The 17,427-nt window shown below is 39.6% G+C and carries 19 protein-coding genes; 16 read left to right on the top strand and 3 right to left on the bottom strand.

What is annotated here, in order from left to right:
• Nucleotides 1–158: 158 nt before the first annotated feature.
• The 3 genes from ACLKML_RS09915 to ACLKML_RS09905 are packed head-to-tail and all read left to right on the top strand — an operon-like array spanning nt 159 to nt 3,149.
• Nucleotides 159–731 (top strand): YecA family protein, encoded by a 573-nt coding sequence (locus ACLKML_RS09915; RefSeq protein WP_413285207.1) that lies wholly within the window; start codon nt 159–161, stop codon nt 729–731.
• 9 nt (nt 732–740) lie between these two features.
• Nucleotides 741–1,916 (top strand): 2-octaprenyl-6-methoxyphenyl hydroxylase, encoded by a 1,176-nt coding sequence (ubiH, locus tag ACLKML_RS09910; RefSeq protein WP_413285206.1) that lies wholly within the window; start codon nt 741–743, stop codon nt 1,914–1,916.
• A 3-nt stretch (nt 1,917–1,919) separates the two neighbouring features.
• Nucleotides 1,920–3,149 (top strand): FAD-dependent 2-octaprenylphenol hydroxylase, encoded by a 1,230-nt coding sequence (locus ACLKML_RS09905; RefSeq protein ID WP_413285205.1) that lies wholly within the window; start codon nt 1,920–1,922, stop codon nt 3,147–3,149.
• A gap of 153 nt (nt 3,150–3,302) precedes the next feature.
• On the opposite strand, the gene ACLKML_RS09900 is transcribed toward ACLKML_RS09905, so the two are convergent.
• Both ACLKML_RS09900 and ygfZ read right to left on the bottom strand, forming a co-directional pair.
• Nucleotides 3,303–3,509: a DUF1107 domain-containing protein gene (locus tag ACLKML_RS09900; RefSeq protein ID WP_413285204.1), complete on the bottom strand. Its 207-nt coding sequence runs from the start codon at nt 3,507–3,509 to the stop codon at nt 3,303–3,305.
• A gap of 794 nt (nt 3,510–4,303) precedes the next feature.
• A complete protein-coding gene (gene ygfZ, locus ACLKML_RS09895; RefSeq protein WP_413285203.1) occupies nt 4,304–5,269 on the bottom strand; it encodes a tRNA-modifying protein YgfZ in 966 nt (321 codons plus the stop codon).
• 176 nt (nt 5,270–5,445) lie between these two features.
• Here ygfZ and ACLKML_RS09890 point away from each other — a divergent pair, with 176 nt between their 5' ends.
• Together ACLKML_RS09890 and ACLKML_RS09885 are read left to right on the top strand one after the other, a co-directional pair.
• Nucleotides 5,446–5,706: a succinate dehydrogenase assembly factor 2 gene (locus ACLKML_RS09890; RefSeq protein ID WP_317718697.1), complete on the top strand. Its 261-nt coding sequence runs from the start codon at nt 5,446–5,448 to the stop codon at nt 5,704–5,706.
• 73 nt (nt 5,707–5,779) lie between these two features.
• On the top strand, nt 5,780–6,097 hold the full coding sequence (locus tag ACLKML_RS09885) for a hypothetical protein (protein WP_413285202.1): 318 nt from the start codon (nt 5,780–5,782) through the stop codon (nt 6,095–6,097).
• Between the two features lie 49 nt (nt 6,098–6,146).
• Here the strand turns inward: ACLKML_RS09885 and nadB are convergent, their stop codons facing one another.
• Entirely contained in the window at nt 6,147–7,760 is a 1,614-nt protein-coding gene (gene nadB, locus ACLKML_RS09880; RefSeq protein WP_413285201.1) for an L-aspartate oxidase, read from the bottom strand.
• Between the two features lie 412 nt (nt 7,761–8,172).
• Here nadB and rpoE point away from each other — a divergent pair, with 412 nt between their 5' ends.
• The 11 genes from rpoE to acpS all read left to right on the top strand — a co-directional run bounded on the left by rpoE (nt 8,173) and on the right by acpS (nt 17,386).
• Nucleotides 8,173–8,751: an RNA polymerase sigma factor RpoE gene (gene rpoE, locus ACLKML_RS09875; protein ID WP_317717604.1), complete on the top strand. Its 579-nt coding sequence runs from the start codon at nt 8,173–8,175 to the stop codon at nt 8,749–8,751.
• A 43-nt stretch (nt 8,752–8,794) separates the two neighbouring features.
• Nucleotides 8,795–9,418: an RseA family anti-sigma factor gene (locus ACLKML_RS09870; protein WP_413285200.1), complete on the top strand. Its 624-nt coding sequence runs from the start codon at nt 8,795–8,797 to the stop codon at nt 9,416–9,418.
• Complete coding sequence (gene rseB, locus ACLKML_RS09865; RefSeq protein WP_413285199.1) at nt 9,415–10,407, top strand: sigma-E factor regulatory protein RseB; 993 nt, start codon at nt 9,415–9,417, stop codon at nt 10,405–10,407. Before ACLKML_RS09870 ends, rseB begins: the two co-directional genes overlap by 4 nt.
• A 5-nt stretch (nt 10,408–10,412) precedes the next feature.
• Nucleotides 10,413–10,892, top strand: coding sequence for a SoxR reducing system RseC family protein (locus ACLKML_RS09860; protein ID WP_413285198.1), 480 nt, complete (start codon nt 10,413–10,415; stop codon nt 10,890–10,892).
• Between the two features lie 145 nt (nt 10,893–11,037).
• Nucleotides 11,038–12,831 (top strand): translation elongation factor 4, encoded by a 1,794-nt coding sequence (gene lepA, locus ACLKML_RS09855; protein WP_413285197.1) that lies wholly within the window; start codon nt 11,038–11,040, stop codon nt 12,829–12,831.
• Between the two features lie 83 nt (nt 12,832–12,914).
• Nucleotides 12,915–13,811: a signal peptidase I gene (gene lepB, locus ACLKML_RS09850; protein WP_413285196.1), complete on the top strand. Its 897-nt coding sequence runs from the start codon at nt 12,915–12,917 to the stop codon at nt 13,809–13,811.
• A gap of 10 nt (nt 13,812–13,821) precedes the next feature.
• Nucleotides 13,822–14,502 (top strand): ribonuclease III, encoded by a 681-nt coding sequence (gene rnc / locus ACLKML_RS09845; RefSeq protein ID WP_413285195.1) that lies wholly within the window; start codon nt 13,822–13,824, stop codon nt 14,500–14,502.
• Nucleotides 14,495–15,466, top strand: coding sequence for a GTPase Era (gene era / locus ACLKML_RS09840; RefSeq protein WP_317717611.1), 972 nt, complete (start codon nt 14,495–14,497; stop codon nt 15,464–15,466). Before rnc ends, era begins: the two co-directional genes overlap by 8 nt.
• A gap of 72 nt (nt 15,467–15,538) precedes the next feature.
• A complete protein-coding gene (gene recO / locus ACLKML_RS09835; RefSeq protein ID WP_413285194.1) occupies nt 15,539–16,267 on the top strand; it encodes a DNA repair protein RecO in 729 nt (242 codons plus the stop codon).
• Complete coding sequence (gene pdxJ / locus ACLKML_RS09830) at nt 16,264–16,995, top strand: pyridoxine 5'-phosphate synthase (RefSeq protein WP_413285193.1); 732 nt, start codon at nt 16,264–16,266, stop codon at nt 16,993–16,995. Before recO ends, pdxJ begins: the two co-directional genes overlap by 4 nt.
• A gap of 4 nt (nt 16,996–16,999) precedes the next feature.
• Entirely contained in the window at nt 17,000–17,386 is a 387-nt protein-coding gene (acpS, locus tag ACLKML_RS09825; protein ID WP_413285192.1) for a holo-ACP synthase, read from the top strand.
• Nucleotides 17,387–17,427: the final 41 nt, after the last annotated feature.

The following is a 17,427-nucleotide window of genomic DNA, read 5'->3' as shown; positions in this document are numbered from 1 at the left end:
AAAGATTCAAGCCTTTCACACTATTACTGGTAAAATGAGTACTTAAACACACAGTAATTCGACAAATTGCACAATTGCTAACCATATATTGTTACGGTTTTCGCTATCATGTTGAAATGCTAGAATAGGGTAACTTTAAATCACTAATGTGAGCAACCATGAGTAAAACAACTCTCCCTGATTACGTAGCTATTGCATCAGGTCTTCAATCCTCAAGTCTCTCTGTTACTCCCGCTGAACTACACGGTTTATTGGTGGGAATGTTGAGTGGAGGATTATCTCTTACCGATAAAAGCTGGCAGCCACTGCTCTTTGATTATACCAATGATGGTATGGGTTGGCCTGATAAAGCGTTAAAGTATGCAGAATCGGCTTTAGCACTGAGTACCACTGAATTGAGTGGTACAGACATAGAGTTATCTATGTTGCTTCCTGATGATGATGCCGATTTGATGGAAATGGCCGATGCGTTGTCTGAATGGGTTAATCACTTTATTTCTGGCCTTGGCCTAGTGAATGTCACGCTAAAAAATATGCCAACCGATGTAAAAGAAGCATTAACTGATCTTGAAGAGATCAGTAAATTAGGTATAGATGAAGATGATGACTTAGTTGAGCAAGCGGATTTACTTGAGCAAGTGATCGAACATGTAAAAGCATGTGTGTTGATTATTCATGCTGAATTTGGCAAAAAAATGCCTCAACAAGAAAGCAATCCTACCATTCATTAAGGTAAAAAAATGAAACAGTACGATATTGTTATTGCCGGTGGGGCAATGGTTGGGTCAACGTTAGCGTTAGCCTTAGATCACCTCTCCCAACAAAGGCTCTCTATTGCTGTCATTGAGCCTTACGCGGTTGACAATGATTCACACCCTGGGTTTGATTCTCGGTCGATAGCTTTATCGTATGGAACCAAGTTGGTTTTAGAAAAATTTCAACTATGGTCTGCCATCGAGCCGCTCACCACTGCTATTAATCAGATTCATGTTTCTGACCGTGGGCACGTTGGCGTTGCCCATATTGATAAAGCGGAACAATGTGTTCCTGCATTAGGCTATGTGGTTGAGCTAGCCGATATAGGAGCGTTATATCAGCAACGCATTCGCGACTGTAAACAGATCGATTATTTGTGCCCTGATTCGGTTACTCATATTAGTAAAGAGCAAGACTTTAACTTAGTTACGCTGACTAGTGGTGAAGTTGTGTCTTGCCAAATCTTAGTTGCTGCTGATGGTGCAGATTCTACCTGTTGTAATTTATTAGGTCATGAACAGACAGAGTATGACTTTGAACAAGTTGCCATTATTACCAATGTGGAAATATCTGAACAGCATAACGGTAGAGCTTTCGAGCGTTTTACCTCTGGTGGCCCTTTAGCATTTTTGCCTATGTCTAATAACCGGATGTCGGTGGTGTGGTGTTTAAACCCCGAACAAGCTAAGCAAACTTTAACTTTTTCTGATGAACAGTTTATTGCTCAATTACAAACTCAGTTTGGTTGGCGACTTGGCAAAATATTACGAGTTGGTAAAAAAGCCAGCTACCCTTTAATTTTAAAGAAAAAACAGCAGATAGTATCGCATCGATTTGCCACAGTCGGTAATGCCGCTCAACTATTACACCCTATTGCAGGCCAAGGTTTTAATTTAGGTATCCGAGATGTAGAAAGCCTAGTAAATACCCTTGTAGGGCAGAAAGATGTAGGTGATTTTTCACTGCTGAGTCAGTATAGAAAGTGCCGTGAAGATGATCGTGATAACACCATTGAGTTAATTTCAACGATGGTGCATATTTTTTCTAATGATTGGTTTCCTCTTCAACTAGGGCGAAACGTTGCTCTTATGGCTATGGATAATAGTCGTTTATTTAAATCACCATTGCTTGGAAGAACGATGGGGTTAGTGAGAAAATAAATTATGATGCAAAGTGTTGATATTGTGATTATTGGCGGGGGAATGGTCGGGCTGACTGTTGCTGCGGCACTTAAGGATACCGATCTACGGATTGCAGTGGTTGAAGGTATTGAACCTGAAAGTGAATTGCAAGCATTGCCTGATGTGCGAGTTTCTGCTCTGAGCCGAGCCAGTGAACAAATATTAAAAAATATAGGATCATGGGTAGGTATCGAGCGAAGAAGAGCCGCACCTTATCAAGCTATGGAAGTGTGGGAAAAAGATAGTTTTGCTCGAATTGAATTTAATTCAACAGTGTTAGGTCAGCCGAATTTTGGTTACATTGTCGAAAATAGAGTAGTTCAACTGGCTTTGTTAGATCAAGTGAAAGCTCAATCTAATGTTTCTCTTTTTATGCCAATGAAATGTAATTCTCTTGTTATGGGGGAAAGCGAAGCGTGGTTAACGTTAGATAACGGACAATCTTTAACTTCTAAGCTTGTTATTGGGGCTGATGGTGCCAATTCATGGGTTCGACAACAAGCTGATATTCCTTTGACTCATTGGGATTATGGCCACAGTGCATTAGTTGCTAATATTCAGACAACCGAAAGTCACGCTCAAGTGGCAAGGCAAGTGTTTACACCACTTGGTCCGTTGGCTTTTCTGCCATTAACCGATGGTAAAATGAGCTCAATTGTATGGTCGACAGACCCTCAACGAGCAGAACAATTGCTTTCAATGTCAGCCAATGACTTCAACAAACAATTGAGTGCTGAATTTGATATGAGATTAGGTCGTTGTCAATTAGTTGGTGAAAGACAAGCTTTTCCACTCAAGATGAGATACGCAAGAGATTTTGTGTTAGAGCGAATGGCGTTAGTTGGAGACGCGGCTCACACTATACACCCTTTGGCAGGACAAGGTGTGAATTTAGGCTTACTAGATGCTGCCAGTCTTGCTCAAGAAATTCTACGTTTATGGAATGCAGGAGAAGATATTGGCAGTCGCAGTAATTTACGCAATTATGAACGTTGGCGTAAAGCCGAAGCTGCGAAAATGATTGCCGCGATGCAAGGATTTAAAGATCTTTTTGAAGGGGGAAATCCAGCCAAGAAATTTATCAGAGGGTTAGGTATGGCTTTGGCCGATCAGTTGCCTGGTGCTAAAGATGAGGTTATGAAACGGGCGCTAGGCTTAAAAGGCAATTTACCTGAATTAGCCAAAGAAAAAAATACCCTTTATTATTCTTAGTCGTTTGGTAAATCTCCCATCTAACCATAAAAAAGCAAAAAGGTAGTGATGGCCTCTTTGCTTTTTGCTAGCAATCTTTATTTTACCCAGTGTTCATGGTCTATTAAGTCAACTGGCTGGCTAAATAATGCTTCATTATCTGAACGTTATGCATTATGAGTATGCGCAGCGGAGTCTCATTATTTCTTGGTTTACTTCTTTAACTGTGCGGAAATGCCTTTTATCTGCTTTGTCAGGAATGATCAACTTACCATTATCAAATTCAAACTTACCAATCCCGTATATATAAATTTTACCTTTAAAAAGTCGGCTTATATGTTTAGCTATCATACTTGGTGTATAGCGTTTAAACAGTCTCATAATTAATCCTTATTATATACCGCATGAAGCAGATTATACCTTCTGATATATGAAGGTATTGTGATTAACATGGTGGAATACCTTTGTAATATGGACTTTATTGGTTTTTTGTGTCGAATTCATCAAATATGGAGAGTTATCTCTATCGTGGCGTGATGTATCTCTCAAAAAACGCATTGTTTAGCAATTGGTAAATAACAGAACTCCCTATAATTTAAAAAGTGATCGGTTATTCAAAAAGTGAATGAATGTTAAAAAAAGTGATTAACGTTGCTATTAATAACTCTAACAGTATAGATGGATTGTGATAATTTGAGAAAGATAATAGTAAGTAAAAAAAAGCCCGTCTACAGTTGACGGGCGAAAAAATCACAGATGCATTACATAAAAGTGGATATTACTGACTTATCAGTGGATTCACTTTGCCTGCTCATAGGTAAATATGGAGTATATGAGCAGAAAGGCGAGAATATAGTAGTTATCTTTTAATGAATAGCTATATTTTAAATTAGAATAAAAATTCAATGGCTAACATTAATGGATTGTGACTTTGCACTAGGTTTTATGTTGTTTGTTACATTGATTCTCAATGTTAAAACGGTCGATTATGATTGGTTTGATGGCTTTGGTGGTCGTTTGCATAGTGAAACTAGATAATGAATAGTTATTGAATATACTGTTAGCCGGTTGGTGTTGAAATAGAAGAAGAGCTAACGACTACGCCGTATCGCTCTTTCTTCTTTAATAACTGCTGCGGGATTTTTTGTCGTTGAAGCTTCACTAGCAGTACAGAATTAGTCTTCTAAACTATAGGGTAGAGCTTCGATTTGCCATTGTGAATTAGGTTGGTCGACGACACGTAGTTGTGTATCGGGTTCTAAATTATTAGGTAAAATAATTAAGCCAATGGTTACGCCGTCTGCATAATGGTATTGCACAAATAGCGAACCTAAGTTTCGCCAGTTTTCTCCGACACTGCGTTCAAGCTCTAATTTACAATTGGGCGCTTTATCTAAAACCCCTTTAACTATTGCCATATAACGCTTATTGGTGCCTCGATATTTAGCTCTTGCGACAGTTTCTTGGCCCGTATAACACCCCTTGGTAAAGCTAATGCCACCTATAGCCTGAAGGTTGAATGCTTGAGGGATTTGACTGTTTTGTACTGATTCCACAATTCTTGGCGTGGCACTTTCTATATCCAATTTATCCCAAATATCTTGATCAGCAAAAACAGCATGGTTTAACGAATCGAGTAGTGGCGAAAGTGAGTCTTCATCAATAAGTACTAACCAACGTTGATCATCAACTTTAACCACAGTTCCTCCCGTAATTGTTCTTACATCTCCGCGTTCGGAAGTTAGATCATTAACGGTTTGTTCCGCTTTAGTGCCAATAATAGCGAGCACTATTTCTTGACTAATAGAGATATCAACCTTGGAAAAAACCGAATATTTTTTTATTTCTTTAAACGAAGTTTCAATAGTTGATGCGTGCTGAATGAGAGAAATATTATTTTTATGATGAAAACAACGAAAAATACTTAGCACTTTTCCTTTTGCATCACAATGTGCACCAAGAGATGAACGTTCTTTACCTAATGAAACAACATCACAAGTAAGCTGTCCTTGTAAGTAGGATAATTGATCCTCTCCCGTTACCGAGATTGACTTCCAAGAGTGTAGGTTGGAAATAATTACATCGGGTAATGCATCGTTTGAATTGATTTCAAGTTTTGTGAATCGATTTTGCCATTCCATAGTAGGTTCGCCTAGGCTATTTGATGATTAGAATTATTGTCTTATGTCTATAATGTTAATCCGCTTACAAATTTTTGTCAGCTATCGTTTCAATAATGTTTTTAAGTCATGTATTAGAGTTATTATATCTCGATAGCGATATTATTCAGTATAAAGGGTTCAATTGAGGTAATTAGATGTATAAACCAGAAGAAAAAGCACGTATTAAATGGGCGTGTCGTAGAGGAATGCTAGAGTTAGATGTAGTTATAATGCCATTTTTTGATGAATGTTTTGATTCACTTTCTGAAACTGAACAACACGATTTTATTGCTTTGCTTGAATGTGATGACCCAGATTTGTTCAATTGGGTTATGCAACATGGTCGGAGTGATGATGAAAGGTTAGCTAATATGATAGATAAAATAGTTGCGCATAACCGCAGTAAATTGCGCTAGTCGCCGACACGTTAATTTATATCTGACTGACTCGAGAACCGCTCATGTTATCCAAAGCGTAATGTTAGCTTGGATGATATGGGCCATTCTCTCTTCACCTATGCCAATGGTTGCGTCACTCAGCCTTATCGGAAGCCTTGTTTATGCTCTTTTTAATTCTCATCTTGAAACAAGAATGAGAAAATTAGAGATTCATTCAAACGGTGAATTGAGCCTAAATAATAAACCAGATAAATGTAAGAGCGTTGTCACTCTATATAAGTTTTTCATGATTCAAATTAAAACTGATAAAGGTAATAAAATCAGCATTTGGCGTGATAGCTGTAAGGAGAGCGATTACAGACAGTTATTGGTTATGATTGATCTTTTTATGCAAAAGAAAAAGGAGTGACTTAAATCACTCCTTTTCACTTCAACTTTCGTTGTCGATAATCTTCACTTTAGTCGTCGTCATTTGGAATTAATATGGTTGGGCCAGAGTGCTCAACTCTGTCAGGATAGTCGAGGGTATAGTGTAGTCCTCGGCTCTCTTTACGTTGCATGGCACAACGAACCATCAATTCGGCCACCTGGAGTAGATTTCTCATCTCAAGTAAGTTATTCGACACTCTGAAGTTACTATAATAATCATGCGTCTCTTGTTGCAACATTTGGATCCGTCGCATAGCACGCTCCAGACGCTTATCTGTTCGAACTATTCCCATGTAATCCCACATGAATAATCTTAGTTCATGCCAGTTATGTTGAATTACCACTTCTTCATCGGAATTACAGACTTGGCTTTCATCCCAAGCGGGAACTTCTGGAGGTAATTTAGCTCCATCTATATTAGCGAGAATGTTTTTTGCCGCTGACCAAGCGTACACAACACATTCAAGCAGAGAATTCGACGCCATTCGGTTGGCTCCGTGGAGTCCGGTATAACTTACTTCACCAATCGCATATAACTGCTTAAGATCGGTTTGACCTTGTTGATTAACCATTACACCGCCACAAGTATAGTGCGCAGCAGGGACAATCGGAATTGGCTCTTTGGTCATATCAATACCAAGATCTTGTAATCGTAAATGAATAGTCGGGAAATGTTTTTCAATAAATTCAGCCGGTTTGTGGCTAATATCTAAGAACATACAATCAGCACCCAGACGTTTCATTTCAAAGTCAATTGCTCTGGCAACCACGTCTCTTGGTGCCAACTCTCCTCTTTCATCGAAATCGGGCATAAAACGAGTGCCGTCAGGACGAAGAAGGAAAGCACCTTCACCTCTTAAGGCTTCGGTGAGTAAAAAATTACGTGCTTCTGGATGGTATAAACAGGTTGGGTGAAATTGATTAAATTCCAAGTTAGCTACGCGGCAACCTGCACGCCATGCCATGGCGATTCCATCACCAGATGAAACATCTGGATTAGAAGTATACTGATAAACTTTAGATGCCCCGCCAGTTGCCAATACCACAAATTTAGCTCGTACAGACTCAACGTGCTCATCATTACGATTCCAGATGTAGGCTCCGATAACTTTATCTTTGTTACCGCCAACTTTATCTTCAGTAATAAGATCTAACGCGTTATAACGTTCGAATATGGTAATGTTTGGATGGTTGAGTACATTATCTTGCAGCGATGTTTGCATCGCCATTCCGGTGGCATCTGCGGCATGCAAAATGCGGCGGTGACTATGTCCACCTTCACGGGTCAAATGGTAACGAGGTTTTTCATCGGAATAATTTTCATCTCGGTCAAAAGGAAGGCCACCATCAATTAGCCACTGTACGCACTCTTTTGCATTTTGAGCAATAAACTGAACGGTTTCTTTTTCGCAAAGATCACCTCCAGCGATAAGAGTATCTTCCACATGAGATTCGATACTATCTGATTCATCAAATACTGCTGCAATTCCGCCTTGAGCATAAAAAGTTGAGCCTTCACTTCTAGGCCCCTTACTTAATACGATGACTTTTGCATGTTCTGCGATACGCAAAGCTAAGGAAAGACCGGCAGCTCCACTACCAACAACTAATACATCGCACTGGTGATCTCTATTCGTGTCCATAAATTTATATAATTCCTGTTTAGAAGCGAAAACTTCGCCCCCTTAAAATGCCTTGACTACATTATTGATTATGTGACTAAAAGGCTTTGCCTTCAAATATCTTTCATCAATTGAGTGCAAGAATAGTTGCATTTACTTATTTTCGCCCTCACTATCCACATGAAATGGAACACAGAGTTGGTTTAAAAGTGCATTAATAATGTGCTTGTAATCATAACTCAGTTCTTTTAAAGCGGGTAAATGCATCACTTAGTTCAATAAAGTTGATATTATATTGAATAATCATTGAACTTTTTAAATTTGCTAGAGTCACAATAGTGCTCATGTAAGTGGTGGTGTCAACACTACATTTTGCATAATAAAAGCTCATATCTGAGAAGATAAGGCCAATAACATAGGAGTATGTGCTCGAATGAACGAGCAGTTGACAGATCAAGTACTCATTGAGCGAGTTCAGAATGGAGATAAACAAGCTTTTAATCTTTTGGTTATAAAATATCAAAATAAAGTATGTAATCTTATTTCTAGGTATGTAGGGAATTCTGGCGATGTACAAGACGTAGCACAAGAGGCGTTTATTAAAGCTTATCGTGCCATTCCCAATTTTAGAGGGGAAAGTGCGTTTTATACTTGGCTCTATAGAATTGCCGTTAATACCGCGAAGAACCATATCGTAGCGCAAGGTCGAAGGCCTCCTGCTAGCGATGTGGACGCTGATGACGCTGAATATTACGAAACAGGCAGTGCATTAAAAGAAATATCGAACCCTGAGAACTTAGCGTTGTCCAAGGAACTGAAGCGCGTTGTTTTTAATGCGATAGAAGCACTGCCGGAAGATTTAAAAACAGCAATGACTTTACGAGAGCTCGATGGCTTAAGTTATGAAGATATTGCTGAAGTTATGGATTGCCCTGTTGGGACAGTCCGTTCACGAATTTTTCGCGCAAGGGAAGCGGTAGAAAAGAAAATTCAACCCCTTTTGCAACATTAATGTTTTTTCTGGTACCAATCAGAATACTAATATGGTGAATCGAATGGCTGACAAAGAACTACTTTCAGCACTCATGGATGGAAATACGGTTGATGACGCTCTTATTACTGAATTAGAGCAGAATGTTGAAAGTCAGGATACTTGGAAAAATTATCACTTCATTGGCGATGTTATGAGAGGTGAGTCTCCTGAAACAGTAAATTGGAATATTGCTGAAAGTGTGGCGGCTGCATTAGACGCCGAACCGGCACATAGTTCGGATTCTGTCCGTTCTACTCATAGCTCAAGCACCACGCCACATGTCGAGTCACAACCAACACCAGCCGAAGTTAGACGACAGCTACCAGCGTGGTTAACGCAAATTGGTCAAGTTGGTGTTGCGGCTTGTGTTTCATTAATGGTTATAGTGGGTGTACAACAATATGGTGATTCAGAATCATCAAGTCGTGCTTTAGCATCACAGCCAGTACTACAAACTATACCGTTTTCTGGTAGTGTCGAACCAGTAAGTTTAACCAGAGAATCGGTTTCAGCAGACAAAAATAGCGATACTCAACTAACAGAACAACGACGTCGTATTAATGCTATGTTGCAAGATTACGAGTTACAGCTTCGTTTATCATCTGAGAAATCCAGCGTTAGTAAAACAGAATCGGTAATTGAATGAAAAAATTTCTGATCAGTGCTTTGACACTGTTCAGTTTGATTCCAACCCAAGCCTCTGCTGAAGAAATATCAGCTGAGGCTTTGTTGCATCAAATGAACCATGCAAGTCAGCACTTAAATTATGAACTGTCTTATATCTTAATTAAGAAAAATAGCATTGAGCCTTTGCGATATATGCATGCGCTGAATCAAGACACTGAATACGCTCATTTGGTCTATTTAAGTGGCCCGATTAGAGAAGTGATACGTCTGGATAATGAGGTGAGTTACATCGAACCAGGGGTTGAGCCTTTTTCGATCGAATCGGGTAATATGATTGCTCCTCTGATTCCTATGATTGATAGTGACATAAGCGCATTGAGCGAGTTCTACGATTTTGTTCTTGTTGGTCGCTCAAGAGAAGCTGGCGCTGCGACTCAAGTTGTCCGTGTTGTCCCTAAAGATGGTCAACGATACTCTTACGTAATGTGGATTGATGAAAAATCTAAATTACCGCTTAGAGCCGATTTACTTGATCGTGATGGTGACATTATCGAGCAGTATCGGACGATTTCTTATACCGTTAACCAACGTATTGCGGCTGTTCTTGAACAGTTAGATAGTGTAAAACTACCTGATGTTATTTCTATGCCTAAACAGCAATCTACACAGTCATTTTGGGCTGTAAAATGGATTCCTGCTGGATTTGAATCGCACAGTTTAAATCGCTATAACATGGTTATTACACACAAAACTGTGGAAAGCCAAATGTATAGTGATGGCCTGTTTAGTTTTTCAGTGTACGTTTCTGATAGCGATGATCTGTCGTTAAAGAGTCAATTAGTACGTCAGGGACGTAGAACCTTACATAGTGTTGTTAAAGGTGAACGAGAAATTACAGTGGTAGGTGATATTCCACCTGCTACGGCTGCAAAAATAGCAACGTCAGTTGTATTTAGTATTGAAACCAAAAATCCAGAACAAGCAGCCTCTCAAGTTAAAGAGGAATAAATAAAATGATGACAGCACTCGCTACCGTTGTGTCCGTCTCAGAGACAAACAACGGGTACAAAATAGACTTGTCTTGTGAACAACAAACAAGCTGTACTAGTTGTGCGTCTAAAAAAAGTTGCGGAACAGGGATGGTGTCAAAAGCTATTGGTAGTAAAAGCCATAAATGGCAACTCATTTCTTCGGTTGCGGTAAAGCCTGGCCAGGTAATAGAGATTGGTTTACCGGAAAAAGACTTGATTCAATTTGCATCACTTGTGTATCTATTACCATTATTCATGCTCATGCTTGGCGCCTTGTTCGGTGAGCAATTGATTAGACCAGCATTAAGTGGTGGAGAAGGTTGGACTATTTTAGCTTCTGCTTTGTTTATGTTTGCCGGTATATGGATTGCGAAAGCGTTATCCACTAGACTTAAATCTGAATCAGAGCAGGTAATCACTTTACTCCGTGTTTTAGGTGAAACCATAGAGCTTAGTAAATAAAAATAACTTCAATTAACTATTTGCATGTAAATGAAGATAGCGACAGAGGCCGAAATTCGGTAGAATCGCCCAACTTGATCGAAATACCATCAAAGATGTGTATTTTTCCCATTCAATTTTACAAAGAGTTAACTCACGCCAACCTATGAAGCACATTCGCAATTTTTCGATTATCGCCCATATCGACCATGGTAAGTCGACACTATCTGACCGTTTAATCCAAGTTTGTGGAGGATTAAGTGAACGGGAAATGGATGTACAAGTTCTTGATTCTATGGATATAGAACGCGAACGAGGTATAACCATTAAGGCTCAAAGTGTCACATTAGACTATACAGCACAAGATGGTGAAACCTATCAGCTTAATTTCATCGATACTCCTGGCCACGTAGATTTTTCTTATGAAGTTTCTCGTTCGCTTGCTGCTTGTGAAGGTGCTTTACTAGTGGTTGATGCTGGGCAAGGTGTTGAGGCTCAGACCGTAGCAAACTGCTATACAGCGATTGATATGGACTTAGAAGTCGTTCCAATTCTGAATAAAATAGATTTACCTGCTGCTGATCCAGAGCGTGTTTCTGAAGAAATAGAAGAAATTGTTGGTATTGATTCACTGGAAGCGACTCGTTGTTCGGCTAAAACAGGTATTGGCGTTGATCTGGTATTAGAAAATATTGTTCGAGCAATTCCTGCCCCTGAAGGTGATCCAGATGCACCATTACAGGCGTTGATTATTGATTCTTGGTTTGATAATTATCTTGGCGTTGTTTCTTTAGTACGTATTAAAAATGGCGTATTAAAGAAAAATGATAAAATAAAAGTGATGAGTACTGGTCAAGATTGGGGTGTAGATCGAATTGGTATATTTACACCTAAGCGATTAGATACTGATCAGTTGAGCACTGGTGAAGTTGGTTGGGTAGTTTGTGGTATCAAAGATATCTTAGGTGCTCCTGTTGGTGATACGCTAACACACGCTAAAAAAGGCTGCGAAGAAGCATTACCTGGCTTCCAACGAGTTAAACCTCAGGTTTACGCTGGTCTTTTTCCGGTATCGTCAGATGATTATGAAAACTTCCGTGATGCATTAGGTAAATTAAGCTTAAACGATGCGTCATTATTTTATGAGCCAGAAAGCTCAGCAGCACTTGGCTTTGGTTTCCGTTGTGGATTCTTGGGTATGCTGCACATGGAAATTATCCAAGAACGTTTAGAGCGTGAATACGATCTCGATTTGATCACTACGGCTCCAACCGTTGTGTACGAAGTGAAGACTAACAGCGGTGATATTCTGTATGTTGATAGTCCAGCGAAACTTCCTGCAATTAACGATATTGATGAAATTCGTGAACCAATCGCGCGTTGTAATATTCTAGTACCATCAGAATACCTCGGTAATGTCATTACACTATGTGTAGAAAAACGTGGTCTTCAGGTTGATATGGTTTATCACGGTAATCAAGTGGCTGTGACTTATGATGTGCCAATGGCCGAAGTGGTTTTAGACTTCTTTGACCGTTTGAAGTCAACTTCTCGTGGTTACGCTTCTCTTGATTATAATTTTCAACGTTTTGAAGCATCAAATATGGTTCGAGTTGATGTACTACTTAATGGTGAAACGGTTGATGCTCTTGCGATTATTACTCATAAAGACATCGCTCAATCTAGAGGACGTTTGTTAGTTGAGAAAATGAAGGAATTTATTCCTCGTCAAATGTTTGATATTGCCATTCAAGCTGCAATTGGTAGTCATATTATTGCTCGTTCAACAGTAAAACAGCTGCGCAAAAACGTAATTGCCAAGTGTTATGGTGGTGACATTAGCCGTAAGAAAAAATTGTTGAAGAAGCAAAAAGAAGGTAAGAAACGCATGAAACAGATTGGTAATGTAGAGTTACCACAAGAAGCGTTTTTAGCTATTCTTCACGTAGGTAAAGATTAATCCTACATCGATAAGTAAATAGTAATAAAGAAAGGGTATTGAATTGAATGCCCTTTCTTCTTTTTGGAAATAAAGGGAAACCCATGGCTAATACATTTTCACTCATCTTGGTTCTGGTTACTTTGGTTACCGGTGTTATTTGGTTGCTAGAAAAATTAGTATGGGGAAAAAAGCGACAATTAAAAGCATCAGAAGTACAAGCGCAAACTAGCGGGCTATCTGATGATGTAGCAAATAAGATCACTGCACAACCTTGGTGGGTAGAGAACAGCGTTTCTATTTTTCCTGTTATCGGGTTTGTACTGATTCTTCGCTCTTTTATCTATGAACCTTTCCAAATTCCATCTGGTTCTATGATGCCAACGTTATTAGTTGGTGATTTCATCCTAGTAGAAAAGTTTTCCTACGGTATTAAAGATCCTGTATTTCGTTCTAAATTGATTGAAACAGGTAAACCAGAGCGCGGTGATGTGGTGGTATTTAAATATCCCCCTCAACCTAATATCGATTATATAAAGCGTGTAGTAGGTATGCCGGGTGATACTGTACGTTATAATAGTAAAAAAGAAATATGTATTCAGCCTCAGGGCGAAACAAGCTGCACACAAGTTGCTTTATCTAATGTTGTAGAAAGTCAGTTTCAACAACATAATATTCCTCTGATTCAATTAGATGAGAAACTTGGTCGTGTTGAGCATCAAATTTTGGTCAATCCATTACGTCAAGATCAGACTGCGGCTTATAAACCGCGCAGTGGTGTTGCTGAGTGGGTTGTTCCTAAAGAACAGTACTTTGTGATGGGCGATAACCGTGACAATAGTGCAGATAGCCGCTTTTGGGGTTTTGTACCTGAAGCGAATTTAGTTGGTAAAGCTGTCGGTATTTGGATTAGCTTTGAGTTTGAACGTAGTGCAAGTAGTGCACTGCCTTCATGGATCCCTACTGGTGTGCGTTTTAGTCGCGTCGGTGGCATAGATTAATAGAGAGAGCATGGTTACTATCCCTATCTCCAAGTTAGAGAAAAAGATCGGTTATCATTTTAATGATGCTGGTCTTCTTCATTTGGCGCTAACACATCGTAGCGCCAATGGAACACATAATGAACGTCTTGAATTCTTGGGCGATTCAATTTTAAGTTTTGTCATAGCAGACGATCTTTATCATCGTTTCCCTAAAATAGACGAAGGGGACATGAGCCGCATGCGTGCTACTCTTGTCCGAGGAAAAACCCTAGCTGAACTTGGGCGAGAATTTGTCTTAGGAGATTACTTAAAATTAGGTCCAGGTGAGTTAAAAAGTGGTGGTTTTCGCCGTGATTCAATTCTTGCTGATGCAGTAGAAGCGATTATTGGTTCAATCTACCTTGATAGTGATATTGAGGTAGTAAGAGGGATAATTCTCGCTTGGTACAAATCTCGTCTTGATTCGATTGAACCAGGTGTGTCACAAAAAGATCCGAAAACACGGCTGCAAGAATTTTTACAAGGGCGTAAAAAACCTTTACCCGTTTACACTGTGACGAATATAAAAGGTGAAGCTCATAATCAAGAGTTTACCGTATCTTGTAACTTATCCGGTGTAGATAGACCGGTTATTGGAGTAGGGACTAGTCGTCGCAAAGCAGAGCAAGCCGCTGCGCAACTTGCTCTGGAGAAAATATCCAATGTCTGATGATAATAACGAATTCGATTTAGATGCTTATTTTGCTAAAAATGAGCAAGAGACGGTATCTACAGAAAACCAACATTGCGGTTTTATCGCCATTGTTGGTCGTCCTAACGTGGGCAAGTCAACGTTACTTAATCATTTGTTAGGGCAAAAAATATCGATAACATCTCGTAAGCCACAAACGACTCGTCATCGAATTATGGGTGTTGAAACCGAAGGTGATTTTCAAGCGATTTATGTCGATACGCCAGGACTGCATATTGAAGAAAAACGAGCGATAAACCGGTTAATGAACCGTGCTGCGAACAGCTCATTAAGTGATGTTAATTTGGTGTTATTCTTGGTTGACGGAACGCATTGGACTGATGACGATGAAATGGTGTTAACGAAGCTGAACAAAGCTAACTTTCCTGTTGTTTTGTGCGTGAATAAAGTCGATAACGTCAAAGATCCGAATGATGTTATGCGCCATATGCACGAACTTTCTAGCAAAATGGAATTTGTCGACGTTGTGCCTATTTCTGCCAAAAATGGTAAAAATACTGATGTATTGCGTAAACATGTACGAGAGCATTTACCTAAAGCTGAACATCATTTTCCTGAAGAATATGTAACTGATCGTTCACAACGTTTTATGGCTTCGGAAATAGTACGTGAAAAATTGATGCGTTTTACCGGCGACGAACTACCGTATTCGGTGACAGTAGAAATAGAGCTATTTGACTATAATCCTGATACGGACGGCTTCCATATTAATGCTCTGATTCTGGTTGAGCGTAGTGGCCAGAAGAAGATGGTTATAGGTAAAGGTGGCGAAAAAATTAAAACGATTGGTCGTGAAGCTAGACTAGATATGGAAGAATTATTTGGTCGAAAAGTGTATTTAGAAACATGGGTAAAAGTGAAATCTGGGTGGGCAGACGACGAAAGAGCACTTCGTTCTCTTGGTTACATGGATGACGTTTAATAAGTCACGTATCTTTTAGTTAGACCTGGTCTCAGTCTTATGAGGCCAGACATCTAAAGTTAGGGCGATTCTATGAGTGATAATTTACAACGATGCTTTGTTCTTCATAGACGTCCCTACAGTGAATCCAGTTTAATTTTAGACGTGTTCAGCGAAGAATATGGACGTGTCACTTTGATGTCAAAAGGTGCACGCGGCAAGCGCTCAAACCTCAAAGGCGCTCTACAACCTTTTACTCCTTTATTGTTGAAATGGTCTGGTAAAAGTGGAATGAAGACACTTCGTCAAGCCGAGCCGATAAGTTTAGGGCTTCCAATACATGGAATAAATCTCTACTCTGCTTTATATGTCAATGAGTTACTTGGCCGTGTTATAGAAAATGAAACACCATATCCAGCCCTTTTTCATGATTATCTACACGTATTAACAGAGCTTGCTCAAACAGAAAACCCAGAACCAGCCCTTCGACGTTTTGAATTGTCGCTATTATCCGCATTAGGCTATGGCGTCGATTTTATGCACTGTGCAGGGAGTGGAGAACCGGTTGATCCCGATATGACTTATCGATTTCGTGAACAAAAAGGGTTTATAGCCAGCGTTCGTAATGACAACCTTACCTTTTACGGTAACGAATTGATCGCCATAGCAGAAAGACGTTTTTTGACTCGAGAGCAGTTAAAAGCGGCAAAACGCTTTACACGAATAGCCTTAAAGCCTTATCTTGGCGGAAAACCATTAAAAAGTAGGGAACTATTTGTTGTCAGAGCAGCAAATCCCAAATTACGGAGTATAGAAAAATGAGCTCTATTTTATTAGGGGTCAATATTGACCATATTGCGACTTTACGAAATGCACGCGGCACTAAATATCCCGATCCCGTTCATGCTGCAGAAATAGCAGAAAGAGCGGGAGCAGATGGCATTACCGTCCATTTACGTGAAGATCGTCGCCATATATTGGATCGTGATGTTCGAATTCTACGAGAGACAATTCAAACACGTATGAACTTAGAAATGGCTGTTACTGATGAAATGGTCGATATTGCGGTTCAAACTCAACCTGAATTTGTTTGCTTAGTACCAGAAAAACGTGAAGAATTAACCACAGAAGGTGGTTTAGATGTAAAAGGCCAGCTGGAAAAAATTAAAGCCGCCACCGAAAAATTAACTGCTGCTGGTATTAAAGTTTCATTGTTTATTGATGCAGATCGAGAACAAATCGATGCTGCAAAAGCGTGCCAAGCTCCATTTATCGAACTTCATACTGGTCATTATGCTGATGCAAGTACAGAACAAGACCAACAAGATGAACTAAAAAAAATTGCAGCGGCTGCGAGTTACGCTAACGATTTAGGTATAACCGTGAATGCGGGTCATGGCCTGACTTATCATAATGTGGCTGCTATTGCCGCTCTGCCTGAAGTGTATGAGTTAAACATTGGTCACTCTATTATGGGAAGAGCAGTGTTTGATGGCCTAGACAAAGCTGTTGCAGATATGAAATCGATTATGATAGAAGCTAGACGATAAATTAATGGCGATTGTTGGACTGGGTACAGATATAGCAGAAATTGAACGAATAGAAAAAGCATTGGCTAGAAATGGTCATGCTTTTGCTGAACGAATTTTATCGGTATCTGAATTTCAGATTTATTTAACACTTAAGCAGCAAGGTCGCTATTTAGCCAAACGCTTTGCTGCAAAAGAAGCCGCGGCAAAAGCACTGGGAACGGGTATTGCTCATGGTGTAACATTCCATGATTTCGTTGTGAGTAATGATGACAATGGCAAGCCGATTCTGGTGCTTTGTAATAAAGCGCAGCAAATCGCACACAGCAAACAGGTATCGAGTATCCATATTTCTATTTCAGATGAAAGGCATTATGCCTTAGCCACGGTAGTGATGGAGTCAAAGACATAAACCATCTCAAAGGTATAATGGCGTCAATGAGATAACAACAC

The sequence above is a fragment of the Vibrio sp. MA40-2 genome (assembly GCF_047302445.1).
Taxonomy (GTDB): domain Bacteria; phylum Pseudomonadota; class Gammaproteobacteria; order Enterobacterales; family Vibrionaceae; genus Vibrio.
This window is presented reverse-complemented; position numbering and strand designations above follow the sequence as displayed.